Origin of the sequence: Pseudomonas sp. S9, from assembly GCF_000222125.1 — a bacterium.
Taxonomy (GTDB): Bacteria; Pseudomonadota; Gammaproteobacteria; order Pseudomonadales; family Pseudomonadaceae; genus Aquipseudomonas; species Aquipseudomonas segetis.
Map to the genome: position 1 here is coordinate 509,096 of NZ_AFFX01000001.1, position 21,440 is coordinate 530,535.

The 21,440-nt window shown below is 57.6% G+C and carries 18 protein-coding genes and 1 pseudogene; 17 read left to right on the forward strand and 2 right to left on the reverse strand.

What is annotated here, in order from left to right:
- The first annotated feature begins 32 nt into the window (after positions 1–32).
- The 16 genes from benA to pcaC all read left to right on the forward strand — a co-directional run bounded on the left by benA (position 33) and on the right by pcaC (position 16,037).
- The gene (gene benA / locus PSES9_RS0102325) at positions 33–1,388 is read left to right on the forward strand and encodes a benzoate 1,2-dioxygenase large subunit (protein WP_010483597.1); all 1,356 of its coding nucleotides are present in this window, start codon (positions 33–35) and stop codon (positions 1,386–1,388) included.
- Entirely contained in the window at positions 1,388–1,876 is a 489-nt protein-coding gene (gene benB, locus PSES9_RS0102330; protein ID WP_010483600.1) for a benzoate 1,2-dioxygenase small subunit, read from the forward strand. The genes benA and benB overlap by 1 nt, the downstream gene beginning before the upstream one ends.
- Positions 1,877–1,946: 70 nt before the next feature.
- Entirely contained in the window at positions 1,947–2,960 is a 1,014-nt protein-coding gene (gene benC, locus PSES9_RS0102335) for a benzoate 1,2-dioxygenase electron transfer component BenC (RefSeq protein ID WP_010483601.1), read from the forward strand.
- A gap of 63 nt (positions 2,961–3,023) precedes the next feature.
- The gene (locus PSES9_RS0102340; RefSeq protein WP_010483603.1) at positions 3,024–3,794 is read left to right on the forward strand and encodes a 1,6-dihydroxycyclohexa-2,4-diene-1-carboxylate dehydrogenase; all 771 of its coding nucleotides are present in this window, start codon (positions 3,024–3,026) and stop codon (positions 3,792–3,794) included.
- A 49-nt stretch (positions 3,795–3,843) separates the two neighbouring features.
- Complete coding sequence (locus PSES9_RS0102345; protein ID WP_010483605.1) at positions 3,844–5,178, forward strand: MFS transporter; 1,335 nt, start codon at positions 3,844–3,846, stop codon at positions 5,176–5,178.
- A gap of 29 nt (positions 5,179–5,207) precedes the next feature.
- Positions 5,208–6,329 (forward strand): muconate cycloisomerase family protein, encoded by a 1,122-nt coding sequence (locus PSES9_RS0102350; RefSeq protein ID WP_010483607.1) that lies wholly within the window; start codon positions 5,208–5,210, stop codon positions 6,327–6,329.
- 16 nt (positions 6,330–6,345) lie between these two features.
- Positions 6,346–6,636, forward strand: a complete 291-nt coding sequence (catC, locus tag PSES9_RS0102355; protein WP_010483609.1) for a muconolactone Delta-isomerase — start codon at positions 6,346–6,348, stop codon at positions 6,634–6,636.
- A 37-nt stretch (positions 6,637–6,673) separates the two neighbouring features.
- On the forward strand, positions 6,674–7,606 hold the full coding sequence (gene catA, locus PSES9_RS0102360; protein ID WP_010483610.1) for a catechol 1,2-dioxygenase: 933 nt from the start codon (positions 6,674–6,676) through the stop codon (positions 7,604–7,606).
- Positions 7,607–7,713: 107 nt separating this feature from the next.
- Complete coding sequence (locus PSES9_RS0102365; RefSeq protein WP_010483612.1) at positions 7,714–8,913, forward strand: benzoate/H(+) symporter BenE family transporter; 1,200 nt, start codon at positions 7,714–7,716, stop codon at positions 8,911–8,913.
- A 133-nt stretch (positions 8,914–9,046) separates the two neighbouring features.
- Positions 9,047–10,276, forward strand: coding sequence for an OprD family porin (locus tag PSES9_RS0102370; RefSeq protein ID WP_051120909.1), 1,230 nt, complete (start codon positions 9,047–9,049; stop codon positions 10,274–10,276).
- A gap of 248 nt (positions 10,277–10,524) precedes the next feature.
- Positions 10,525–11,376 carry a CoA transferase subunit A gene (locus tag PSES9_RS0102375; protein ID WP_010483617.1) on the forward strand — a complete coding sequence of 284 codons (852 nt, stop codon included), beginning with the start codon at positions 10,525–10,527 and terminating at the stop codon, positions 11,374–11,376.
- Complete coding sequence (locus PSES9_RS0102380; RefSeq protein WP_010483619.1) at positions 11,376–12,158, forward strand: CoA-transferase subunit beta; 783 nt, start codon at positions 11,376–11,378, stop codon at positions 12,156–12,158. The genes PSES9_RS0102375 and PSES9_RS0102380 overlap by 1 nt, the downstream gene beginning before the upstream one ends.
- The gene (pcaF, locus tag PSES9_RS0102385; RefSeq protein ID WP_010483621.1) at positions 12,155–13,360 is read left to right on the forward strand and encodes a 3-oxoadipyl-CoA thiolase; all 1,206 of its coding nucleotides are present in this window, start codon (positions 12,155–12,157) and stop codon (positions 13,358–13,360) included. Before PSES9_RS0102380 ends, pcaF begins: the two co-directional genes overlap by 4 nt.
- Positions 13,361–13,467: 107 nt before the next feature.
- The gene (locus PSES9_RS0102390) at positions 13,468–14,829 is read left to right on the forward strand and encodes a 3-carboxy-cis,cis-muconate cycloisomerase (RefSeq protein WP_010483623.1); all 1,362 of its coding nucleotides are present in this window, start codon (positions 13,468–13,470) and stop codon (positions 14,827–14,829) included.
- A 9-nt stretch (positions 14,830–14,838) separates the two neighbouring features.
- Complete coding sequence (pcaD, locus tag PSES9_RS0102395; RefSeq protein ID WP_010483626.1) at positions 14,839–15,627, forward strand: 3-oxoadipate enol-lactonase; 789 nt, start codon at positions 14,839–14,841, stop codon at positions 15,625–15,627.
- A gap of 14 nt (positions 15,628–15,641) precedes the next feature.
- The gene (pcaC, locus tag PSES9_RS0102400; protein ID WP_010483628.1) at positions 15,642–16,037 is read left to right on the forward strand and encodes a 4-carboxymuconolactone decarboxylase; all 396 of its coding nucleotides are present in this window, start codon (positions 15,642–15,644) and stop codon (positions 16,035–16,037) included.
- 70 nt (positions 16,038–16,107) lie between these two features.
- On the opposite strand, the gene PSES9_RS0102405 is transcribed toward pcaC, so the two are convergent.
- Entirely contained in the window at positions 16,108–16,941 is an 834-nt protein-coding gene (locus tag PSES9_RS0102405) for an aldo/keto reductase (protein WP_010483629.1), read from the reverse strand.
- A 364-nt stretch (positions 16,942–17,305) separates the two neighbouring features.
- Positions 17,306–18,560 (reverse strand): annotated as a pseudogene (locus tag PSES9_RS22910) (OprD family porin).
- An 809-nt stretch (positions 18,561–19,369) separates the two neighbouring features.
- On the opposite strand from PSES9_RS22910, the gene PSES9_RS0102415 reads away from it, so the two are divergent.
- Positions 19,370–21,343, forward strand: coding sequence for a bifunctional sugar phosphate isomerase/epimerase/4-hydroxyphenylpyruvate dioxygenase family protein (locus PSES9_RS0102415; protein ID WP_010483633.1), 1,974 nt, complete (start codon positions 19,370–19,372; stop codon positions 21,341–21,343).
- The last annotated feature ends 97 nt before the right edge of the window (positions 21,344–21,440 follow it).

Sequence of the window (21,440 nt, forward strand, 5' to 3'; positions counted from 1 at the left end):
CTGCCTGAACAATAACAATGGAGGCCCTGGCCATGTCCCTGGGAATCGACTACTTGAATGCCATGCTTGAAGATGATCGCGAGAAGGGTGTCTATCGCTGCAAGCGGGAGATGTTCACGGATCCGCGTTTATTTGAGCTGGAGATGGAGCACATCTTCGAGGGAAACTGGATCTACCTAGCTCACGAGAGTCAGATTCCCAATCCTAATGACTTCCTTACCACGGTCATGGGGCGTCAGCCAATCTTCATTGCGCGCAACAAAGAAGGTGAACTCAACGCCTTTCTGAATGCCTGTAGCCACCGTGGCGCCATGCTTTGTCGCCACAAGACCGGTAATCGCGCTTCGTATACCTGCCCGTTTCACGGCTGGACCTTCAACAACAGCGGTAAGTTGCTCAAGGTCAAAGACCCTAAAGAAGCCGGTTACCCGAGCAGTTTCAATTGTGAAGGCTCGCATGACCTGACCAAGGTTGCCCGTTTCGAGTCCTACCGTGGTTTCCTGTTCGGCAGCCTCAATGCCGATGTAAAACCTCTTTCAGAGCACTTGGGTGAGTCAGCCAAGATTATCGACATGATTGTCGATCAGTCGCCGGACGGCCTCGAAGTGCTGCGTGGCTCATCCTCGTATATCTACGAAGGCAACTGGAAACTCACCGCTGAAAACGGGGCCGACGGTTATCACGTCAGTGCGGTTCATTGGAATTACGCCGCCACACAAAACCAGCGCAAGCAGCGTGAAGCCGGTGAAGAAATCAAAACCATGAGCGCCGGGAGCTGGGCTAAAAATGGCGGCGGTTTCTACTCTTTCGACCACGGCCATCTGTTGCTATGGACGCGTTGGGCCAACCCAGAAGATCGCCCGGCCTACGATCGCCGTGATGAACTCGCCGCAGAGTTTGGTCAGGCCCGTGCCGACTGGATGATCGAAAATTCGCGCAACCTGTGCCTGTACCCGAACGTCTATCTGATGGATCAGTTCAGCTCGCAGATTCGCATTGCCCGGCCAATTTCGGTGAACAAGACCGAAATCACTATCTACTGCATAGCTCCTAAAGGCGAGAGTGCGCAGGCACGCAGCAAACGTATTCGCCAGTACGAAGACTTCTTCAACGTCAGCGGCATGGCCACACCGGACGACCTCGAAGAGTTCCGTTCTTGCCAGACCGGTTATGGCGCTGGTCGTGGCTGGAACGACATGTCACGTGGCGCTGAGCACTGGGTCGAAGGGGCCGATGACGCTGCCGCAGAAATCGACCTGCACCCGCTGTTGTCCGGTGTGCGTACCGAAGATGAGGGCCTGTTCGTGCTGCAGCACAAGTATTGGCAGGAAACCATGCTCAAAGCTGTTGCCAGCGACGATCAGCTGATTCCAGTGGAGGCTGTGTGATGAACGCTACCTTCGATACCGTGCGTGACTTTCTCTATCGCGAAGCACGCTACCTGGATGATTGCGAGTGGGAAAACTGGCTGGAACTGTATGCCGCCAACGCTACGTTCTGGATGCCTTCATGGGATGACAGCGACACGCTGACCCAAGACCCGCAAAGCGAAATTTCGCTGATCTGGTATGGCAATCGTGGTGGCCTCGAAGACCGCGTGTTCCGTATTAGAACCGAACGTTCCAGCGCGACCATGCCCGATACCCGGACTTCGCACAATATCAGCAATATCGAATTGATTGAGGTCGGTGAAGACAGCTGTAAGGTGCGCTTTAACTGGCACACCTTGAGCTTTCGCTACAAGACCGTGGACAGCTATTTCGGCAGCAGTTTCTACACCCTTGATACACGTGGCGAGCAGCCGCTGATCACGGCCAAGAAAGTCGTGCTGAAAAACGATTACGTCCGCCAGCTCATCGATATTTACCACATTTAAAAGCCGTGGCCGGACGCCGCGGTGGCCCGTCTTCACGGGCCCGGGGCTCCTGCTGCGTGCGAGGTGCACCATGACTTACCAGATTGCTCTGAACTTTGAAGACGGCGTTACGCGCTTTATCGACGCCAGCGCTGATGAAACCGTGGCTGATGCGGCTTATCGCCAAGGTATCAATATCCCACTCGACTGCCGCGACGGCGCCTGCGGCACCTGCAAGTGTTTCGCCGAGTCCGGCCGTTACGATCTGGGCGAAGAGTTTATCGAAGATGCCCTGAGTGATGATGAAATGGCTCAGGGTTACGTGCTGACCTGTCAGATGCGCGCAGAAAGCGACTGCGTTGTGCGCGTGCCGGCCTCATCCGATGTGTGCAAGACCGAGCAGGCCAGTTTCAAGGCCGCCATCAGCGACGTGCGCGCGCTCTCGGAAAGTACTATTGCCCTGTCCATAAAGGGAGAGGCTCTGGCCAAACTGTCATTTTTGCCGGGCCAGTACGTCAATCTCCAGGTTCCCGGTAGCGATCAGACCCGGGCCTATTCGTTCAGCTCGTTGCAGAAAAATGGCGAAGTCAGCTTTCTGATCCGCAATGTACCGGGCGGTCTGATGAGCAGCTTCCTAACAGGCCTGGCCAAAGCTGGCGACAGCATGAACCTCATGGGCCCACTGGGCAGTTTTTACCTGCGCGAGATCAAGCGTCCATTGCTGCTTCTGGCAGGTGGTACCGGCCTTGCACCATTTACCGCGATGCTCGAAAAAATCGCCGAGCAGGGCAGTGAACACCCGCTGCACCTGATCTACGGGGTGACCAACGACAGCGATCTGGTGGAGATGCAGCGTCTGCAGGACTTTGCCGCGCGCATCCCGAACTTCACGTTCAGCGCGTGCGTTGCCAACCCGCAAAGCGGCTATCCACAGAAAGGTTACGTGACCCAGCACATTGCGCCCAAGCACCTCAATGATGGCGATGTTGATGTGTACCTCTGCGGCCCACCGCCGATGGTCGAGGCCGTGAGCCAGTACATCAGGGAGAAAGGCATTGCTCCGGCGAATTTCTACTACGAGAAATTTGCCGCCAGCGCCGCCTGAACCAATGCCCTGCGCGGTCCCGGGCGGGCCGCATGAATCCTGCCACATGAGGTTGTGATAAGCATGAGATTTACCAATAAAGTCGCGCTGGTTACCGGTGCCGCCCAGGGCATTGGCCGCCGGGTGGCCGAACGGCTGGTCGAAGAAGGTGCCCGCGTTGTTGCGGTTGACCGCTCTGATTTGGTGTTCGAGTTGAGTGAGGAACTGGGCAGGAACGGAGCGCTGTTGGCGCTTACAGCCGACCTTGAGCAGTACACCGATTGCCAGCGGGTAATGGCCGCGGCAGTTGAGCACTTCAGCCGCCTGGACATCCTGATCAATAACGTCGGCGGCACCATTTGGGCAAAGCCTTTCGAACACTACGCTGAGTCTGAAATCGAGGCCGAGGTGCGCCGCTCGCTATTTCCGACTTTGTGGTGCTGCCATGCCGCGTTGCCGTACATGTTGGAGCAGGGCAGTGGCGCCATCGTCAACATCTCCTCGATTGCCACGCGCTGTCTCAATCGTGCGCCGTATGGTGCTGCCAAGGGTGGGGTCAATGCCCTGACGGCGTGCCTGGCATTCGAAAACGCCCAACGTGGAATCCGGATCAATGCAACCGCACCAGGCGGCACCGAAGCCCCGCCACGTCGTGTGCCGCGCAACAGCGCAGAGCAGAGTGCCGAAGAGCAGGTCTGGTACCAGCAGATTGTTGATCAGACCGTCGATAGTAGCCTGATGAAACGCTACGGGACTATCGATGAGCAGGTCGGCGCCATTCTGTTTCTCGCCTCCGACGAGGCCAGCTATATCACTGGAGTCACGCTGCCCGTAGGTGGTGGGGATCTGGGTTAGAGCGACAATTTTGTAACGCCACACAACAAAAACAATAGAGAGAGATGCCATGCGAACCGTCAATGTACACGAGATAATCGATAACGCGCGCTTCAGTCGCTTCCACTGGATGGTGATGGCGCTGTGCGCCTTGCTACTGATTTTCGATGGCTACGACCTGTTCATATACGGCGTAGTCCTGCCGGTGATCATGAAAGAGTGGGGTCTGACTCCGCTCGAAGCGGGTGCCTTGGGCAGTTACGCGCTGTTTGGCATGATGTTCGGCGCCCTGCTGTTTGGCAGCCTGGCCGATAAGATCGGGCGCAAGAAAGGCATTGCCATCTGCTTTGCGCTGTTTTCTGTATCAACCATTCTCAACGGTTTTGCCACCAGCCCGAGTGAGTTCGGTATTTACCGTTTCATGGCTGGCCTTGGCTGTGGCGGCTTGATGCCCAATGCCGTTGCATTGATGAATGAGTATGCGCCGAAACGCCTGCGCAGCACCTTGGTTGCGGTGATGTTTAGCGGTTATTCAGTGGGCGGTATGGTTTCGGCCGGTGTAGGTATTTTCATGCTGCCACGCTTCGGCTGGGAGTCCATGTTCTTTGCCGCTGCGGTGCCACTGGTGCTGCTGCCAGCAATTTTCTATTACCTGCCTGAGTCGATCGGCTTCCTGGTCCGTCAGGGCCGTTCCGCGCAGGCGCGTCTGCTGCTCAATCGACTGGACCCGACTGCCGACCTGCAAGCCGATGACAGGCTTGAAGTAGTGGATGGCAAGGGCAAGAGCGTATCGGTTATCGAGTTGTTCCGCGAAGGTCGTGCCGTGCGTACGCTGGCAATCTGGGTCGCGTTCTTTTGCTGTCTGCTGATGGTTTACGCACTCAGTTCGTGGCTGCCAAAACTGATGGCCAATGCCGGTTACAGCCTGGGCTCAAGTTTATCGTTCCTGCTGGCACTCAACTTCGGCGGCATGTTCGGCGCGATTCTTGGCGGCTGGCTGGGTGATCGCTACAACCTGGTCAAGGTAATGATCGGCTTCTTCGTGCTGGCAGCTGTCTCCATTAGCTTGCTTGGGGTCAAGAGCCCGACACCTGTGCTCTACCTACTGATCTTCATCGCGGGCGCCACCACTATCGGTACGCAAATTCTGCTCTATGCGGGTGCCGCGCAGCTTTATGGCCTTTCTATTCGCTCCACCGGCTTGGGTTGGGCTTCCGGTATTGGCCGTAACGGCGCCATCGTTGGCCCGCTGTTGGGCGGTGCGCTTATGGGAATTAGCTTGCCACTGCATCTCAATTTCATGGCGTTCGCTATTCCAGGCGCCATCGCCGCGCTGGCCATGGCGGTTTATCTGGTGAGCGGTGAACGTCAACCCACAGCCCCGCTGCAACAAGCGCGGGCCTGAGTATCTGCTTGCACAACTGGGAATAGGTTATGAATCACGTTCGTATAGAAAGCCTGACAGCAACCATTGTCGATCTGCCGACCATTCGCCCGCACAAGCTGGCCATGCATACCATGCAACACCAAACGCTGGTGGTTGTTCGCGTGCGTTGCAGTGACGGCATTGAAGGTATAGGCGAGTCGACAACCATCGGGGGGCTGGCTTACGGCAACGAAAGCCCGGAGAGCATCAAGCAGAACATTGACAGCCACCTCGGGCCGTTGCTGATGGGCGAGGATGCGAGCAATATCAATGCGGCGATGCAGCGTCTTGATAAAGCCGCCAAGGGTAACACCTTTGCCAAGTCCGGGATCGAGAGCGCCTTGCTTGATGCGCTGGGTAAGCGCATGGGGTTGCCGGTCAGCGAACTGCTGGGCGGACGTGTTCGTGACAGCCTTGAGGTGGCCTGGACACTGGCCAGTGGCGATACCGCACGCGATATCGCTGAAGCCGAACAGATGCTTGAGCTGCGCCGTCATCGCATCTTCAAGCTGAAAATCGGTGCCAACCCGTTGGAGCAAGATCTCAAACATGTGGTCGCGATCAAACGTGCGCTGGGCGATGCGGCCAGCGTGCGGGTTGACGTCAACCAGTATTGGGACGAGTCGCAGGCCATTCGCGGTTGCAAGGTGCTCGGCGACAACGGCATCGACCTGATCGAGCAGCCGATTTCTCGGATTAACCGCAGCGGTCAGGTGCGCCTGAATCAGATGAGCCTCGCGCCGATCATGGCGGACGAGTCCATTGAGTGCGTCGAAGATGCCTTCAGCCTGGCTGCGGATGGTGCGGCTTCGGTGTTCGCCTTGAAAATCGCCAAGAACGGCGGCCCTCGTGCCGCTCTGCGCACACCCAAGATTGCCGAAGCAGCCGGTATCGCCCTATACGGCGGAACCATGCTCGAAGGCGCAATCGGCACCCTGGCTTCGGCCCATGCATTCATAACGCTTAAGCAACTGACCTGGGCGACTGAGCTGTTCGGGCCTTTGCTTCTGACCGAGGAAATCGTTACCGAACCGCCTGTTTATCGTGACTTCGAGTTGCAGGTCCCGCGCATCCCAGGCTTGGGTTTGACACTCGACGAAGACCGTTTGGCGCACTTCAGCCGCCGTTAACCGAGGAGAAGTAAGTATGTTATTCCACGTCAAGATGACGGTGAAATTGCCCGTCGATATGGACCCGGCCCGCGCCACCAAACTCAAGGCTGACGAGAAAGAGTTGGCCCAGCGCCTGCAACAAGAAGGCAAGTGGCGTCATCTCTGGCGCATCGCCGGACACTACGCCAATTACAGCGTGTTCGACCTGCCGAGCGTCGAAGCCCTGCACGAAACTCTGATGCAACTGCCGCTGTTCCCTTACATGGATATCGAAGTGACTGGATTGTGCCGCCACCCCTCGTCGATCCATGCCGACGACCGTTAATGCCCAAGCCCGACAACAATAATTCGAGGTGAATACCATGACCGTGAAAATTTCCCAAACTGCTGACATCCAGAGTTTCTTCAAAGAAGTATCAGGCTTCGGTAACGACGATGGCAGCCCGCGCTTCAAGCAAATTGTTCTGCGTATTCTGCAAGACACCGCAAAGTTGATTGAAGACTTGGAAATCACCGATGATGAATTCTGGAAGGCGGTTGACTACCTCAATCGCATGGGCAGCGGCCAAGAGGCCGGCTTGCTGGTTGCTGGGCTGGGCGTCGAACATTTCCTCGACCTGCTGCAAGATGCCAAGGATCAGCAAGCCGGTTTGCAGGGCGGCACGCCGCGCACCATTGAAGGCCCGCTGTATGTAGCAGGTGCGCCGCTGAGCGAAGGCGAGGCGCGCATGGATGATGGCCAGGATCCAGGTACCGTGATGTTCCTCCACGGCCAGGTGTTGGACCCGAATGGCCAGCCGGTTGCCGGTGCTGTTGTCGATGTATGGCACGCTAACACCAATGGCACCTACTCGTACTTTGACCAGAGTCAGTCCGAGTTCAACCTGCGTCGGCGTATTGTCACCGACAGCCAGGGTTGCTACCGCGCACGCAGCATTCTGCCGAGTGGCTACGGTTGCCCGCCGAGCGGTACCACGCAAGAAGCGCTGGATCTGCTGGGTCGCCATGGTCAACGTCCGGCGCATATTCACTTCTTTATCTCAGCCCCCGGCTATCGCCATTTGACGACGCAGATCAATCTTTCGGGCGACAAGTACCTCTGGGACGATTTTGCTTACGCCACCCGTGATGGTCTTATAGGTGAAGTCAAGTTCAGCGACGATACCGCAGCGGCGCAAGCACTCGGTGTGCAAGGTCGCTTTGCCGAAGTCGAATTCGACTTCCAACTGCAGGCCGCTACTGTGCCTGCAGCTGAGCAACGCAGCCAGCGCCCACGCGCTCTGCAAGGCGCATGAAGCTAAACGGCTGGGCGTGACGCTCCAGCCGCTGCGCAGCGTACTTAGCCAATACAGAGGTTACCCGGCCACAGGTCCGGGGGACTTGGTGTGTCTTGTGAGGGGCCATGAAAGACTTGCTCAAGGATTGCTCGCTTTCGGCGCTGATCGCCGGATTGATTGCCACGGTTATTTCGTTCGCGGGTCCGCTGGTGATCATTTTTCACGCGGCTGAAAAAGCCCAGTTGTCGCAGCAAATGCTCTCGTCCTGGGTGTGGGCGGTCGCCATTGGCAGCGGGTTGCTGGGTTTGCTGCTGAGTCTGCGGTTCAAAGTTCCGGTGGTTATTGCCTGGTCGATTCCGGGCAGCGCATTGTTAGTTAACGCACTGCCCGAGTTGGGGCTACAGCAGGCGATAGGTGCTTATCTGGTGGCCAACCTGTTGTTACTGGTGATTGGGCTCAGCGGAGCGTTCGACCGAATCATTGCGCGCTTGCCGGGGTCTATCGCAGCCGGCATGCAAGCGGGGATTCTGTTCAGCTTCGCTGCAGAGGCTTTCCGTGCCTTGCCGGTGCAGCCGCTGTTGGTGCTAGCCATGTTCAGCACCTACATACTGATGCGCCGTCACCAGCCGCGTTACGCCGTAGCTGCGGTGCTGCTGGTTGGCGCCACAATTACTGTGCTCAGCGGGCAGTTTCGCAGTGCAGCGCTGGTGTTTGAGCTGGCGACGCCGCAATGGGTAATGCCCGAGTTCAGCCTTGCTGCCAGTTTGAGTCTGGCGCTGCCATTGGTGTTGGTCGCGTTAACCGGCCAGTTCATGCCTGGCATGGCAGTGCTGCGCAGCGCCGGTTACAGCACACCGGCCAGCCCGATCATTTCGGCTAGCGCGTTGGGCGGGATGTTACTGGCGCCGTTTGCTTGTCACGGGCTCAACCTGGCTGCGGTTACGGCCAGCCTGTGTACGGGTAAGGAGGCCCACGAAGACGCCAACAAACGTTATGTCGCCGCAGTTAGCGGCAGTGTGGTTTACCTGCTCTGCGGGGTTGCCGGGGCCACGCTGGTTTCGCTGTTCGCTGCGTTTCCACAAGCGCTTATTGCGGCATTGGCCGGCCTGGCGCTTTACGGTGCAATAAGTGAGGCGCTGACACGCAGTATCAGTGATCCGAAGGAGCGTGATTCCGGGTTGATTACCTTCATGGTGACAGCATCCGGGGTGACTTTTATCGGCCTGTCTGCTGCGTTCTGGGGCCTGTTGTTCGGGCTGCTGACGCACATGCTACTGAGTCTAAGCCTGCGCAAGGCGGAGCGTGCAGTCACGACCCCGCCTTAATCAGTCACATCGTTCAATCCATCTTCACGCTACAAGTCGGCAGAGATATCTGCTGCCGGGATCGCTTCACCTCAATAAAAATAAAACTGAAGGATTTACCATGAAAAACACGTCTTGCCTCAGCCATCTCATCATGCCCGCCGGTATTGCCGCATGCGTATGCCAATCTGTGGCCGCGCAAGGGTTTCTGGAAGATGCGAGCGCCACATTACAAGCACGTAATTACTACTTCAGCCGCGACTATTCCGACATCGTCGGCGCCAATCAGCAATCGAAGGCTGAAGAGTGGGCGCAGGGTTTTATCCTCAATGCAAAATCGGGCTACACCGAAGGCACTGTAGGGTTCGGGGTCGATGCGATCGGTTTGCTCGGGATCAAGTTGGACAGCAGCCCTGATCGGGTAAACACCGGCCTGTTGCCTGTCACCGATGGCGGCCGGGCAGCCGATGAATACAGCCGCCTGGGGCTTACCGCCAAAGCGCGCTACTCGGCAAGTGAATTGCGTGTAGGTGAGTTGCAGCCTAACTTGCCAGTGCTAACATTCAGTGATATTCGCCTGCTGCCGCCGAGTTATCAGGGGGTAGCTATCAACTCGGCAGAGATAGACGGACTTAACCTGCAAGCGGGGCATTTGTCGTCTACCAGTCTGCGTAATGAGGCAGGCGACGAAAAGATGATCGCCATGCTTGGCCATGTACCACAGCGGCAGGCTGAGAGCGATGCCTTCAATTATCTGGGTGGTGACTACGCATTCAATGCCAATCAAACCCGCCTGAGCCTTTGGTACGGTCAGCTTGAAGACATTTACCAGCAGAGCTTTGTCGGCCTGAAACACAGCCAGTCGGTAGGTGATTGGGTGCTGGGTGCCAATCTCGGTGTTTTCAGCTCGCAGGAAGATGGCGATAAATTACTCGGTGATATCGACAATCAGGCATTCTTCTCGATGTTCTCGGCCAAGTATGGCGGGCAGACTTTCTACCTCGGTTATCAGGCCATTTATGGTGATGACGCCTTCCCGCGAGTTTTTGCTAACGTCTCGCCGCTGGGTAACGAGGTTCCAACCTACGAGTTTGCCTACACCGACGAGCGCTCATGGCAGGCGCGCTACGACTACGACTTTGGCGGTGTCGGTATACCCGGTCTGATTGCCACAGTGCGTTACATCCGCGGAGATAATGTCGACACCGGTCAGGGGTTCGAGGGCAAGGAACACGAGCGTGATCTTGACCTTGGCTATGTCGTGCAGAGTGGCGTACTCAGCGGGTTGAATATCCGTGTGCGCAATGTGGCGGCGCGCTCGAATTACCGCACGGATATCGACGAGAACCGGCTGATTTTCAATTACACCTGGAATCTGCTCTGAGTTTTCAATGCTGGCACAAGGCGCTGTAGGGCAGGGTTACATGGCTTTGCGAACGTGCTCAGCTTTTGCATCCGGCTACGCCCCGTTATTGCTAGGGCGTAGCTTCTTCCGCGATTTGAACACCATGACTATCTAATGTTCGATAATCGCACTCATAGTCGATTATCGGATTGTGTGGGTCGAGGCGGCAGAGTACTTTTTACCCACACGACGTGCTGCCACGTCCCGTCTACCAATTGAGACTTACCATGGCTGACATTATTTCTCTAAGCGAAGCCGTACAACGCTTCGTCACCGATGGCGACACTGTTGCCCTCGAAGGTTTTACCCACCTGATTCCAACCGCCGCTGCTCATGAACTGATTCGCCAGGACAAGAAGGACCTGACGCTGGTGCGCATGACCCCGGATCTGGTCTATGACCTGTTGATCGGTGCTGGCTGTGCGAAAAAACTGATTTTCTCCTGGGGTGGCAACCCTGGCGTTGGCTCGCTGCATCGTCTGCGCGACGCGGTCGAGAAGGGCTGGCCGCAACCTCTTGAGATTGAAGAGCACAGCCATGCGGCCATGGCCAATGCCTATGTGTCCGGTGCATCGGGTTTGCCGTTCGCTGTGCTGCGTGGCTATCAAGGCTCGGACCTGGCCAAGGTCAACCCGCGTATCAAGTTCATCGATTGCCCCTTTACCGGTGAAACCCTGGCAGCGGTGCCGAGCGTGCGTCCGGATGTGACTGTGATCCATGCACAAAAGGCCGACCGCAAAGGCAATGTGCTGATCCAGGGCATTCTCGGCGTACAGAAAGAAGCTGCGCTGGCGGCCAAGCATTGCATAGTGACCGTTGAGGAAATTGTCGATGACTTGCAAGCGCCGATGAATGCCTGCGTTTTGCCAACCTGGGCCATAGCCGCCGTCTGCCTGGTGCCGGGCGGTGCGCATCCATCCTATGCACACGGCTACTACGAGCGCGACAACCGCTTCTATCAAGCTTGGGACCCCATCGCCCGTGACCGGGAAACCTTCACTGCCTGGATTGATGAATACATCCGTGGCACTGCGGATTTTGCCGAGTACAAAGCGAAAGTGAACGGGGAGAACAAGTGATGACTGACTTCACAACCAATGAAATGATGACTGTCGCTGCAGCCCGTCGCCTGGGCAATGGCAGTGTTTGCTTTGTCGGTATCGGCTTGCCTTCCAAGGCTGCCAATCTCGCACGCCTGACCCACGCACCCGAAGTGGTGCTGATCTACGAATCGGGCCCTATTGGTGCCAAGCCGAGTGTATTGCCGCTGTCGATTGGTGATGGCGAGCTGGCCGAAACCGCTGACACCGTTGTGCCCACGGGCGAGATCTTTCGCTACTGGCTGCAAGGTGGGCGTATCGACGTGGGTTTCCTGGGCGCGGCGCAGGTCGACAAGCACGGCAATATCAACACTACGGTGATCGGCGATTACCACCAGCCCAAGGTCCGACTGCCAGGCGCTGGCGGTGCGCCGGAAATTGCAGGTTCGGCGAAGAAAGTGCTGATCATCCTCAAGCAGGGCCACCGTACCTTTGTTGAAAAGCTGGCCTTTATTACCTCGGTTGGCCATGGCGAGGGCGGTGATCATCGCAAGCGCCTCGGTTTGCCGGGCGAGGGGCCGGTGGCGATCATTACCGACCTGTGCATCATGGAGCCGGAAGAAGGCAGCAATGAATTTATCGTCACGTCCCTGCATCCGGGCGTAACACGCGAGCAGGTGATTGAAAATACCGGCTGGCAGATTCGCTTTGCCGAAACAGTGACCACCACTGAAGCGCCTAAGTTTGAAGAGCTGACCGCGCTGCGCGATCTCGAAGCCCGTACTGCCGCTGCTCACGGCCAGGCCGGGGGTGACGAATGAGCCGCGAAGTATTTATTTGCGACGCCGTGCGAACGCCGATTGGGCGCCTCAATGGCGGTCTTTCAGCGGTGCGTGCCGATGACTTGGCTGCCATTCCCCTACGTGCTCTGATCGAGCGCAACCCAGAGGTTGACTGGAACGCAATCGACGAAGTCTTCATGGGTTGTGCCAACCAGTCTGGTGAAGACAACCGCAACGTTGCGCGCATGGCATTGTTGCTCGCGGGCCTTCCGCAAACGGTGCCAGGGGTGACGCTCAATCGTCTGTGCGCCTCGGGGCTGGAGGCGGTGGGTTCTGCGTTCCGCGCCATTGCGCTGGGGGAGATGGAGCTGGCGATTGCAGCGGGTGTTGAGTCGATGACCCGCGCGCCATATGTGATGGGCAAGGCCGACAGTGCGTTTGGTCGTGGCCAGAAGATCGAAGATACGACCATGGGCTGGCGCTTTGTTAACCCCTTGATGAAAGAGCAGTACGGTATCGACGCCATGCCTGTCACTGCCGACAACGTGGCGCAAGAATACGCTGTCAGTCGCGCCGACCAGGATGCCTTTGCCTTGCGCAGCCAGCAACGTGCAGCCGCCGCACAGGCAAGCGGTTATTACGCCGAGGAAATTGTCCCGGTGGTGATCAAGACCCGCAAGGGTGAAACCATTGTCGACACTGACGAGCACCCACGCGCCGACAGCAACGCCGAAGCCATGGCCAAGCTCAAGCCGGTCAACGGTCCTGATAAAACCGTCACTGCAGGCAATGCGTCGGGTCTGAACGACGGCGCCAGCGCCATGATCCTGGCTTCGGCAGAAGCCGTGCAGAAGTACGGCCTCAGACCACGTGCCAAAGTGCTGGGCATGGCCAGCGCCGGTGTGGCGCCGCGAGTGATGGGGGTTGGCCCGGTGCCGGCCGTGCGCAAATTGCTGGCGCGCCTGAACCTCGATATCAATGCCTTCGATGTGATCGAACTGAACGAAGCATTCGCTGCCCAGGGCCTTGCCGTCACCCGCGAACTGGGCTTGGCCGATGACAGCCTCAAGGTCAATCCCAATGGTGGCGCTATCGCCCTTGGTCATCCCTTGGGCATGAGTGGCAACCGGCTGGTTCTTACCGCCGTACACCAGCTTGAGAAAACCGGCGGCAAGCTGGGGCTGGCGACCATGTGCGTGGGCGTGGGACAAGGCCTGGCGCTGGCCTTCGAGCGGGTCTGATTGGCCATGGCCAGTAGCGGATTTGCGTTGGCTGCAAATCCGCTACTGGCCTCGGCGCGTTGACTGCTATAAAACAAACTCTCATTCCCACTTTCTGGAGCGCTGGCTTGAACAGCCCGAGCAACCAACTATTCGACGCTTATTTCACCCAGCCAGCGATGCGCGCAATCTTTTGCGACCAGGGGCGGGTGCAGGGCATGCTTGATTTTGAGGCGGCGCTGGCCCGTGCCCAGGCGCGTGTTGGCCTGATTCCTGCGACCGCCGTAGGCCCTATCGAGGCTGCATGCAGGGCGGGGCACTTTGATTTGCCGGCGCTGGCTCAAGCCATCACGGTCGCAGGTAATTCAGCGATTCCACTGGTCAAGGCGCTGGGCAAGCGAGTTGCCAGTGAAAGTACCGAGGCCGAGCGCTATCTGCACCTGGGCGCTACCAGCCAGGATGTAATGGACACGGGGCTGGTCCTGCAGCTGCGCGCCGCCATTGAGCTGCTTGAGCAAGACTTGCAGGCTTTGGCTGATGGGCTGGCGCTGCAGGCCGAGCGCCATGCGGATACGCCCATGGCCGGACGTACCTGGCTGCAGCATGCAACGCCTGTGACGCTGGGCATGAAACTTGCCGGTGTGCTCGGCGCCATTAGCCGCCATCGCCAACGCTTGAACGAACTCAAGCCGCGCTTGCTGTGCCTGCAGTTCGGTGGCGCTTCTGGCAGCTTGGCGGCACTGGACGATCAGGCCTGGCCAGTCAGCGAGGCCTTGGCTGATGAGCTCAAGCTGAGCTTGCCGGATCAGCCCTGGCATACCCAGCGCGACCGATTGGTCGAGTTTGCCAGCTGGTTGGGCATGCTGGCCGGCAGCCTGGGCAAGCTGGGCCGCGACCTGAGCCTGTTGATGCAAACCGAGGCGGGCGAGTTGTTCGAGCCAGCCGCAGCAGGCAAGGGCGGCTCATCAACCATGCCGCACAAACGCAATCCAGTCAGTGCTGCGGTTTTGATAGCAGCTGCTACTCGTGCTCCAGGTCTGGTATCAACCATGTTCTCTGCCATGCCACAGGAGCATGAGCGCAGCCTGGGCTTGTGGCATGCCGAATGGGAGTGTCTGCCCGAGCTTTGCTGCCTGGTTTCGGGGGCTTTGCAACAAGCCTTGCTGGTGGTGCCAGGGTTCGAGGTGCAGGCTGCGCGCATGCGCAAAAACCTCGACCTGACTCAAGGCTTGGTCCTGGCTGAAGCGGTCAGCATTGCCCTGGCTCAAAAGATCGGCCGCGACGCGGCCCATCATCTGCTCGAGCACTGTTGCCGCGAAGCGGTGGCGCAAGGCACGCATTTGCGTGCAGTGCTTGGGGCAAACGAGCAAGTGACTGCTCAACTGTCATCAGCTGAGCTTGATCGCTTGCTGGATCCGGCCTTTTATCTTGGTCAGGCAAGGCGCTGGGTAGAACGCGCATTGGCTGAACACCACAATCTTTGCCAATAGGAGTCCCTGATGTCTGCTGTGCAACTGGCTGATGGCCAATTGAATTACCTGCTGCAAGGGCCTGAGGACGCGCCGGTTCTGGTGCTGTCCAACTCATTGGGTACCGACCTGCATATGTGGGATGCGCAGATGCCCGCATTTACCGAGCACTTTCGCGTGCTGCGCTATGACACCCGCGGCCATGGTCAATCCCTGGTCACCGAAGGGCCTTACAGCATCGAGCAAAATGGTCGTGATGTGCTGGCCCTGCTGGATGCGCTGGACATTGGCAGGGCCTATTTCTGCGGCCTGTCGATGGGCGGCCTGATTGGCCAGTGGCTGGCGATCAACGCGCCGCAACGCCTGCATAAGGTTGTGGTGTGCAACACCGCTGCGAAGATCGGCAACCCTGATGTGTGGAATCCGCGCATCGAAACCGTGCTGCGTGATGGCACGGCGGCAATGGTTGCCCTGCGTGATGCATCGATTGCGCGCTGGTTTACGCCTGAGTTTGCCGAGGCCGAGCCGGCCAAGGTCGAGCCCATTGTCGGCATGCTTGCGCAAACTTCACCTCAAGGCTATGCGGCTAATTGCGCAGCGGTTCGTGATGCGGATTTTCGTGAGCAGATTGCGACAATCACATTGCCGTTCCTGGTGGTGTGTGGCATCCATGATGCGGTGACAACAGTAACTGACGGGCAATTTATGGCGTCCAGGATTGCAGGAGCGCAACAGGTTGAATTCCATGCCGCGCACCTGTCGAATGTCGAGGCAGGTGACTTGTTCAGCCAGCGCGTGCTGGATTTCTTGCTGGCTTGATCGGAGTGATGACGATGGACGAAAAACAACGCTACGAAGCAGGCATGCAAGTGCGTCGCTCGGTATTGGGCGATGCGCATGTTGATCGCAGCCTGGAGAAGATGACGCCGTTCAATGAAGAGTTCCAGGAGATGATCACCCGTCATGCCTGGGGTGATATCTGGACCCGTCCCGGTCTGCCGCGACACACCCGCAGCCTGATCACCATTGCCATGCTGATCGGCATGAACCGCGAAGGTGAGTTGAAATTGCATCTCAAGGCTGCGAAAAACAACGGAGTGACCCGTGACGAGATCAAGGAAGTGCTGATGCAGAGCGCGATCTATTGCGGCATTCCCGCGGCTAACGCCACCTTCCACCTGGCGGAGGAGGTGTGGGACGAGATGGGTGTCGAGTCGCTAAAAGACTAAGGCTACGACCCGCCGCCGTAACAACAAAGCCAGCACTCATCGCTGGCTTTGTTGTTTCGTGGGTGTTGGTTCAGTCATCCCATTGTGGTGCAAAGTCAGGGTTGACCACGCGCAGGTTCTTCGGCAGTTGTGCGAGTAGGGCCAGGTCGTCGGCGTCCAGGCGCAGATCCAGGGCTTGTAGGTTGCTGAGCTGATTGGCCTTGCCACTGGCCTTGGGAATCGCGGCCACGCTGTCTTGGGCCAATAGCCATTGCAGGGCAACCTGGCTCGGTGGGACGGCATGTTTGTTCCCAACCTGTTGTACCTGCGCAGCCTCTGCAGCCTTGCCACGGGCTAGTGGCGTGTAGGCGGTCAGTGCCATGCCGTGCTGACGAGCAAAATCCAGCAAGGGTTGCTGGTCGAGCATCAGATGGTATTCAACTTGCAGTGCGGCCAGTGGGGCGCCCAATTCATCCATCGCACGGCGCAGCATGGGCAGAGTGAAGTTGGCCACGCCGATATGCTTGGCTTTGCCGCTTTGCTGAAGCTCGACCAGGGTTTGGATGCTCTGTTCCAGGCTCCAGTCCTTGCCGCCTTTGCCGGGCCAGTGAATCAGGAAGAGGTCAACATAATCGCTTTGCAGGGCTTTCAAGCTGTTGTCGAGTGATTGGCGCATGGCCTGCGGTTGCAGCTTGTCCCACCAGACCTTGGTGGTCACATGAATCTGCTCGCGCGGCGTGCTTGAGCGAGCCAGTGCCGCGCCGACTGCTGCTTCGTTGTTGTAGCCGGTGGCGGTATCAATATGCCGGTAGCCCAGTTCGATCGCCTGCTCGACGGCGCGGCTGCATTCTTCATCGAGCATCGGCCATGTACCGAGGCCAAGTTTGGGCAGCTGCAACTGTTGACGAGTGATGATTGACTGCATATCTATTCTCCAAGTCGAACGGCTGTTGATCTTACAACTGTTGCCGATGGCGCCGGCAAAATGGCCAGGCCGTTCAGGCAATCAGCGGTCGATAAACGGACATCCGAGTACCGATAAAAAAGCCCAGCACGAAGCTGGGCTGAAAGTCACTGGAGCAAGCAGGGTGGAGCGTTGAAAATACCGGGCCGTTACCAATGCCCGGCCCGGGCTCGGAACCTTCTGAAAAGGCAGCGAGCGACGAGAGTACAAGACGTAAGCCGCGCAAGGGCTGGCCCTGCGGAGCTGCACTTAACTGCGTTCAGCCTGAAGGCTGTGAGCCGTTTTTCACGCAGTACTATCGAACCCAGTCGTGTTCAGCGGCTCCTTAGAGGATATCCAGGGGGTAGTTGATGATGATTCGGTTCTCATCCATATCGCGCATGGCGAAGTCCTGGCGCAGGGTCGAGTTTCGCCACTTCATGTTCAGCGACTTGAGGGCGCCGCTTTGGATGGTGTAGGCCAACTCGGTTTCGCGTCCCCATTCCTTGCCATCGCTGGTGGTCGCGGTGTGCACATTGTCACCGCTGATGTAGCGATTCATCAGGGTCAGGCCCGGTATGCCCAGCCCGGCGAAGTTGAAGTCATGGCGTACTTGCCAGGAACGTTCCTGGGCGTTGTCGTAGCTGTTGTTTAAACTGTCGTTGGCCAGGGTGCCGCCGCTGGTGCCATTGACGCGCATCCAGTTGTTGTCTCCCGTAAGCTTTTGCAGGCCGATATAGAAGGTGTTGCTGGCGTACTTGGCGGAGAACAAAGCGGAGATGGTTTTGTTATCCAGGTCGCCGGCCAGCGCACTGCCGTCTTCCTTGCCGATAAAGTAGCCGATGTTGGCGCCAAGCACCCAGTCGCCCACTGGCTGGCTGTGTTGCAGGTTGAAGTATTGCTGTTGGTAGACGTCTTCCAGCTCGGCGTACCAAACGCCCAGCTGGGTGCGTTTGTCATTGAATGCGTATTCGCCGCCGGCAAAGTTGAAGCGGTCGGAGAACGCGCCGCCGTAGCTCATGTCATCCATGCTGGCACTGTCACGGGGGCTGTTCTGGCGGAACTGGCCACCGTACAGGCTCAAGCCATCGATTTCCCTCGATGTCAGCTGCGCCCCTTCAAAGGTTTGCGGCAATGAGCGGCCATCGTCGGAGCGCAGGATTGGCAGCACCGGCATCCATTCACCCACCTTCAGTTCGGTGTTGGAAATCTTTGCCTTGGCGGCAACTGCAAGGCGTCCGAAATCATCCGATGGACCGTCCGGATGAACCGGGAGCAGGGCGGTGCCTGCGGTGCCGCCACCACTGTCCAGCTTGATCGCGAGCATGCCCAAGGTGTCGAGACCGAAACCGACGGTGCCTTCGGTGAACCCAGACTGGGCCGACGGTGCCTTCGGTGAACCCAGACTGGGCATTGAGAATAAAGGCCTGGGTCCATTCCTCGGCGTAGTTTTGCGGCGCGTTGGAGTCGACGAAGTTGCGGTTGATATAGAAGTTACGCAAGTTGGTGGAGACCTTGGCATCTTCGACGAAACCCGCAGCATGGGAAAGCAGTGGCAGGCTGGCACTGGATACGGCAATTGCCAGGGTGGCGGGCAGCATTCGTAGGGTCATGTTTATTTCCTTGTTTATTGTTTTAGGTGCGCATACATGGGCTCATGGGATAGACGAGCGCAGTCATGCCATTTCGCCGGGTGAACGGCTCAAGGCGGGATGCTTTGCTGGATTTAAATGGCGTGCGCGAGCGAATTGACAGAAGTCGCAACGCTATACCGGCGCGTCAGGGGCATGCGCCCTGCGTGGCCTGGTCGGTGGCAAGTCGGGTATCGGCGCAAAGCGTGTTGCGCCCTTTGGCAATGCTGCGCACAAACATGGGACTGCGAGGGAGTGTGAACATGGCAATGAACCTTTATTTGTATTTATTGGCACATCGATAAAGGCGTCTGTCGTGGGGCAGCGCGCTTCATTCAGGCCTTGATAGTGGAAGGTCATTTCCGGTTGCGCAATTCGTTTTAAGCTGTTTCGTTCGATAAACGAACGGCTTCATTGCCGGTTGCGCAATTCGTTTTAAGCTGTTTCGTTCGATAAACGAACGGCTAATTAACTATTCAGTACATAATTTTGTTTGCGCTCAGTCATTTCTGCCTGTTAATTCGCGGTTTTCATGCCGTATATGGCTATTTGGCCAGTATCTAGAAACGTGGCTGAAAGAGTAGCGCATGTGTTTGTTCGATAATCGAACATAAAGGTAACCGTTTAGTACAAAGTGTTTGCGGTATTGGGCGCAAGCTCGAATACTCCATGTACCCTGATCCGATTCTGCTCGATAGCGCCATTGACTGTCTGAGGTCAGGTACTTCAATAGGTGCCGCGCCAGGTCCGGCAGTGCTAATAAAAACAGGAGTTTGTGCATGCAGCGTTCGATTGCCACCGTGTCCTTGAGCGGTACTCTGCCAGAAAAGCTTGAAGCCATTGCCGCAGCCGGTTTTGACGGTGTGGAGATTTTCGAAAACGACTTGCTCTACTATGCGGGCAGCCCGCGTGAGGTGCGCAAGATGTGCGCCGATCTGGGTATCGCCATCACCTTGTTCCAGCCATTTAGGGACTTCGAGGGCTGCCGTCGTGAACGCTTGCAGCGCAACCTTGATCGAGCTGAACGCAAGTTTGACCTGATGCAGGAACTGGGCACCGATCTGGTGTTGGTGTGCAGCAATGTCGCTGCTGATTCATTGGGTGATGAGCAGATCCTGATTGATGACCTGAGCCTGCTGGCCGAGCGCGCCGGCGCCCGTGACCTGCGCATCGGCTATGAAGCCCTGGCCTGGGGGCGCCACGTCAATAGCTACCAGCAAGTCTGGGATATCGTGCGTCAGGCCAACCATCCGGCGCTGGGTGTCTTGCTCGACAGTTTCCACACCCTGTCGCTCAAGGGCGATCCTGCAGCCATTGCCAATATTCCCGGCGACAAGATTTTCTTCGTGCAGATGGCCGATGCACCTATCCTGGCCATGGATGTACTGGAGTGGAGTCGGCATTTCCGCTGCTTCCCGGGGCAGGGGGAGTTTGACCTGGCAGGTTTCCTTGCTCCGATTCTGCGCACGGGTTACAACGGCCCGTTATCCCTGGAAATATTCAACGATGGCTTCCGTGCGGCACCTCCACGGGCAAACGCCGCCGATGGCTTGCGTTCATTGCTGTATCTGGAAGAGAAGACCCGCGATTTGCTTGAAAAACAGGCTCCCCAGTATCTGGAAGAGAAGACCCGCGATTTGCTTGAAAAACAGGCTCGCGAACAGGTCGAGGTCGCACAGCCGGATCTTGGACTGTTGTTCGATCCTCCGGCTGCCAGCCAATACGACGGTGTTGAGTTTCTTGAGTTCGCGGTCGACAGCGATCTAGGCAGCAGGCTGGGCAATTGGCTGGAACGCCTGGGCTTTGTCCATGCCGGCCAGCACCGCTCCAAGGATGTCAGCCTGATGCGTCAGGGCGATATCAATATCGTGCTCAATGCCGAGCCTTACTCCTTTGCCCATGGCTTTTTCGAGGCCCACGGGCCATCGCTGTGCGCGACCGCCCTGAGGGTGCGTAATGCCAGTGACTCACTGGAGCGCGCCCGGCAGTTCAAGGCCCAGCCTTATCGCGGCCTGGTCGGTCCAAACGAGCGTGAAATTCCAGCGGTGCGAGCACCAGATGGCAGCCTGGTATATCTGCTCGACAAGTCGCCTGAGGGCGCAACTATCTATGACAGTGACTTTATCGTCGATCCACAGGCCGAGCCAAAGGGCAACTTGCAGCGCATCGACCACATGGCCTTGGCTTTACCTGCAGATAATCTCGACACTTGGGTGCTGTTCTACAAGAGCGTCTTTGACTTTGAAGCGGATGACGAAGTGGTGCTGCCCGACCCCTATGGCCTGGTCAAAAGTCGTGCCTTGCGCAGCCGCAATGGCAGTGTCCGCTTGCCGTTGAACATTTCCGAGAACCGCAATACTGCGATTTCTCATGCCCTGTCGAGCTATCGTGGCTCGGGGGTGCATCACATCGCGTTTTCCTGTGATGACTTGTTCACCGAGATCAATCGCGCCAAGGATGCTGGCGTGCCCTTGTTGGATATTCCCCTCAATTACTACGATGACCTGGCCGCTCGTTTCGATTTTGATGACGAGTTCTTAAGCGAGTTGGCCTATTACAATGTGCTTTACGACCGTGATGCCCAGGGTGGCGAACTGTTCCATGTGTATACCGAGCCTTTTGAAGACCGGTTTTTCTTCGAGCTATTGCAGCGTAAAAACGGCTATATCGGTTATGGCGCCGCCAACGTTGCGGTGCGGCTCGCAGCCATGGCCAAGGCCCGAAGCGGGGCAGGTGGCAAAAAGCGCTTGTAGTCGTTGACCGGAACCGGCCCGGCACCTAACAGTGCCGGGCTTTCTTCGTTGCACGGACACGACCATAATCATCATCAACGAATTCAAGCGATCGGTT

What these genes read in the sequence shown, in the direction of transcription:
- benA (WP_010483597.1), top strand. Translation starts at nt 33, where the DNA reads ATGTCCCTGGGAATCGACTACTTGAATGCCATGCTTGAAGATGATCGC.
- benB (WP_010483600.1), top strand. Translation starts at nt 1,388, where the DNA reads ATGAACGCTACCTTCGATACCGTGCGTGACTTTCTCTATCGCGAAGCA.
- benC (WP_010483601.1), top strand. Translation starts at nt 1,947, where the DNA reads ATGACTTACCAGATTGCTCTGAACTTTGAAGACGGCGTTACGCGCTTT.
- PSES9_RS0102340 (WP_010483603.1), top strand. Translation starts at nt 3,024, where the DNA reads ATGAGATTTACCAATAAAGTCGCGCTGGTTACCGGTGCCGCCCAGGGC.
- PSES9_RS0102345 (WP_010483605.1), top strand. Translation starts at nt 3,844, where the DNA reads ATGCGAACCGTCAATGTACACGAGATAATCGATAACGCGCGCTTCAGT.
- PSES9_RS0102350 (WP_010483607.1), top strand. Translation starts at nt 5,208, where the DNA reads ATGAATCACGTTCGTATAGAAAGCCTGACAGCAACCATTGTCGATCTG.
- catC (WP_010483609.1), top strand. Translation starts at nt 6,346, where the DNA reads ATGTTATTCCACGTCAAGATGACGGTGAAATTGCCCGTCGATATGGAC.
- catA (WP_010483610.1), top strand. Translation starts at nt 6,674, where the DNA reads ATGACCGTGAAAATTTCCCAAACTGCTGACATCCAGAGTTTCTTCAAA.
- PSES9_RS0102365 (WP_010483612.1), top strand. Translation starts at nt 7,714, where the DNA reads ATGAAAGACTTGCTCAAGGATTGCTCGCTTTCGGCGCTGATCGCCGGA.
- PSES9_RS0102370 (WP_051120909.1), top strand. Translation starts at nt 9,047, where the DNA reads ATGCCCGCCGGTATTGCCGCATGCGTATGCCAATCTGTGGCCGCGCAA.
- PSES9_RS0102375 (WP_010483617.1), top strand. Translation starts at nt 10,525, where the DNA reads ATGGCTGACATTATTTCTCTAAGCGAAGCCGTACAACGCTTCGTCACC.
- PSES9_RS0102380 (WP_010483619.1), top strand. Translation starts at nt 11,376, where the DNA reads ATGACTGACTTCACAACCAATGAAATGATGACTGTCGCTGCAGCCCGT.
- pcaF (WP_010483621.1), top strand. Translation starts at nt 12,155, where the DNA reads ATGAGCCGCGAAGTATTTATTTGCGACGCCGTGCGAACGCCGATTGGG.
- pcaD (WP_010483626.1), top strand. Translation starts at nt 14,839, where the DNA reads ATGTCTGCTGTGCAACTGGCTGATGGCCAATTGAATTACCTGCTGCAA.
- pcaC (WP_010483628.1), top strand. Translation starts at nt 15,642, where the DNA reads ATGGACGAAAAACAACGCTACGAAGCAGGCATGCAAGTGCGTCGCTCG.
- PSES9_RS0102405 (WP_010483629.1), bottom strand. Translation starts at nt 16,941, where the DNA reads ATGCAGTCAATCATCACTCGTCAACAGTTGCAGCTGCCCAAACTTGGC.
- PSES9_RS0102415 (WP_010483633.1), top strand. Translation starts at nt 19,370, where the DNA reads ATGCAGCGTTCGATTGCCACCGTGTCCTTGAGCGGTACTCTGCCAGAA.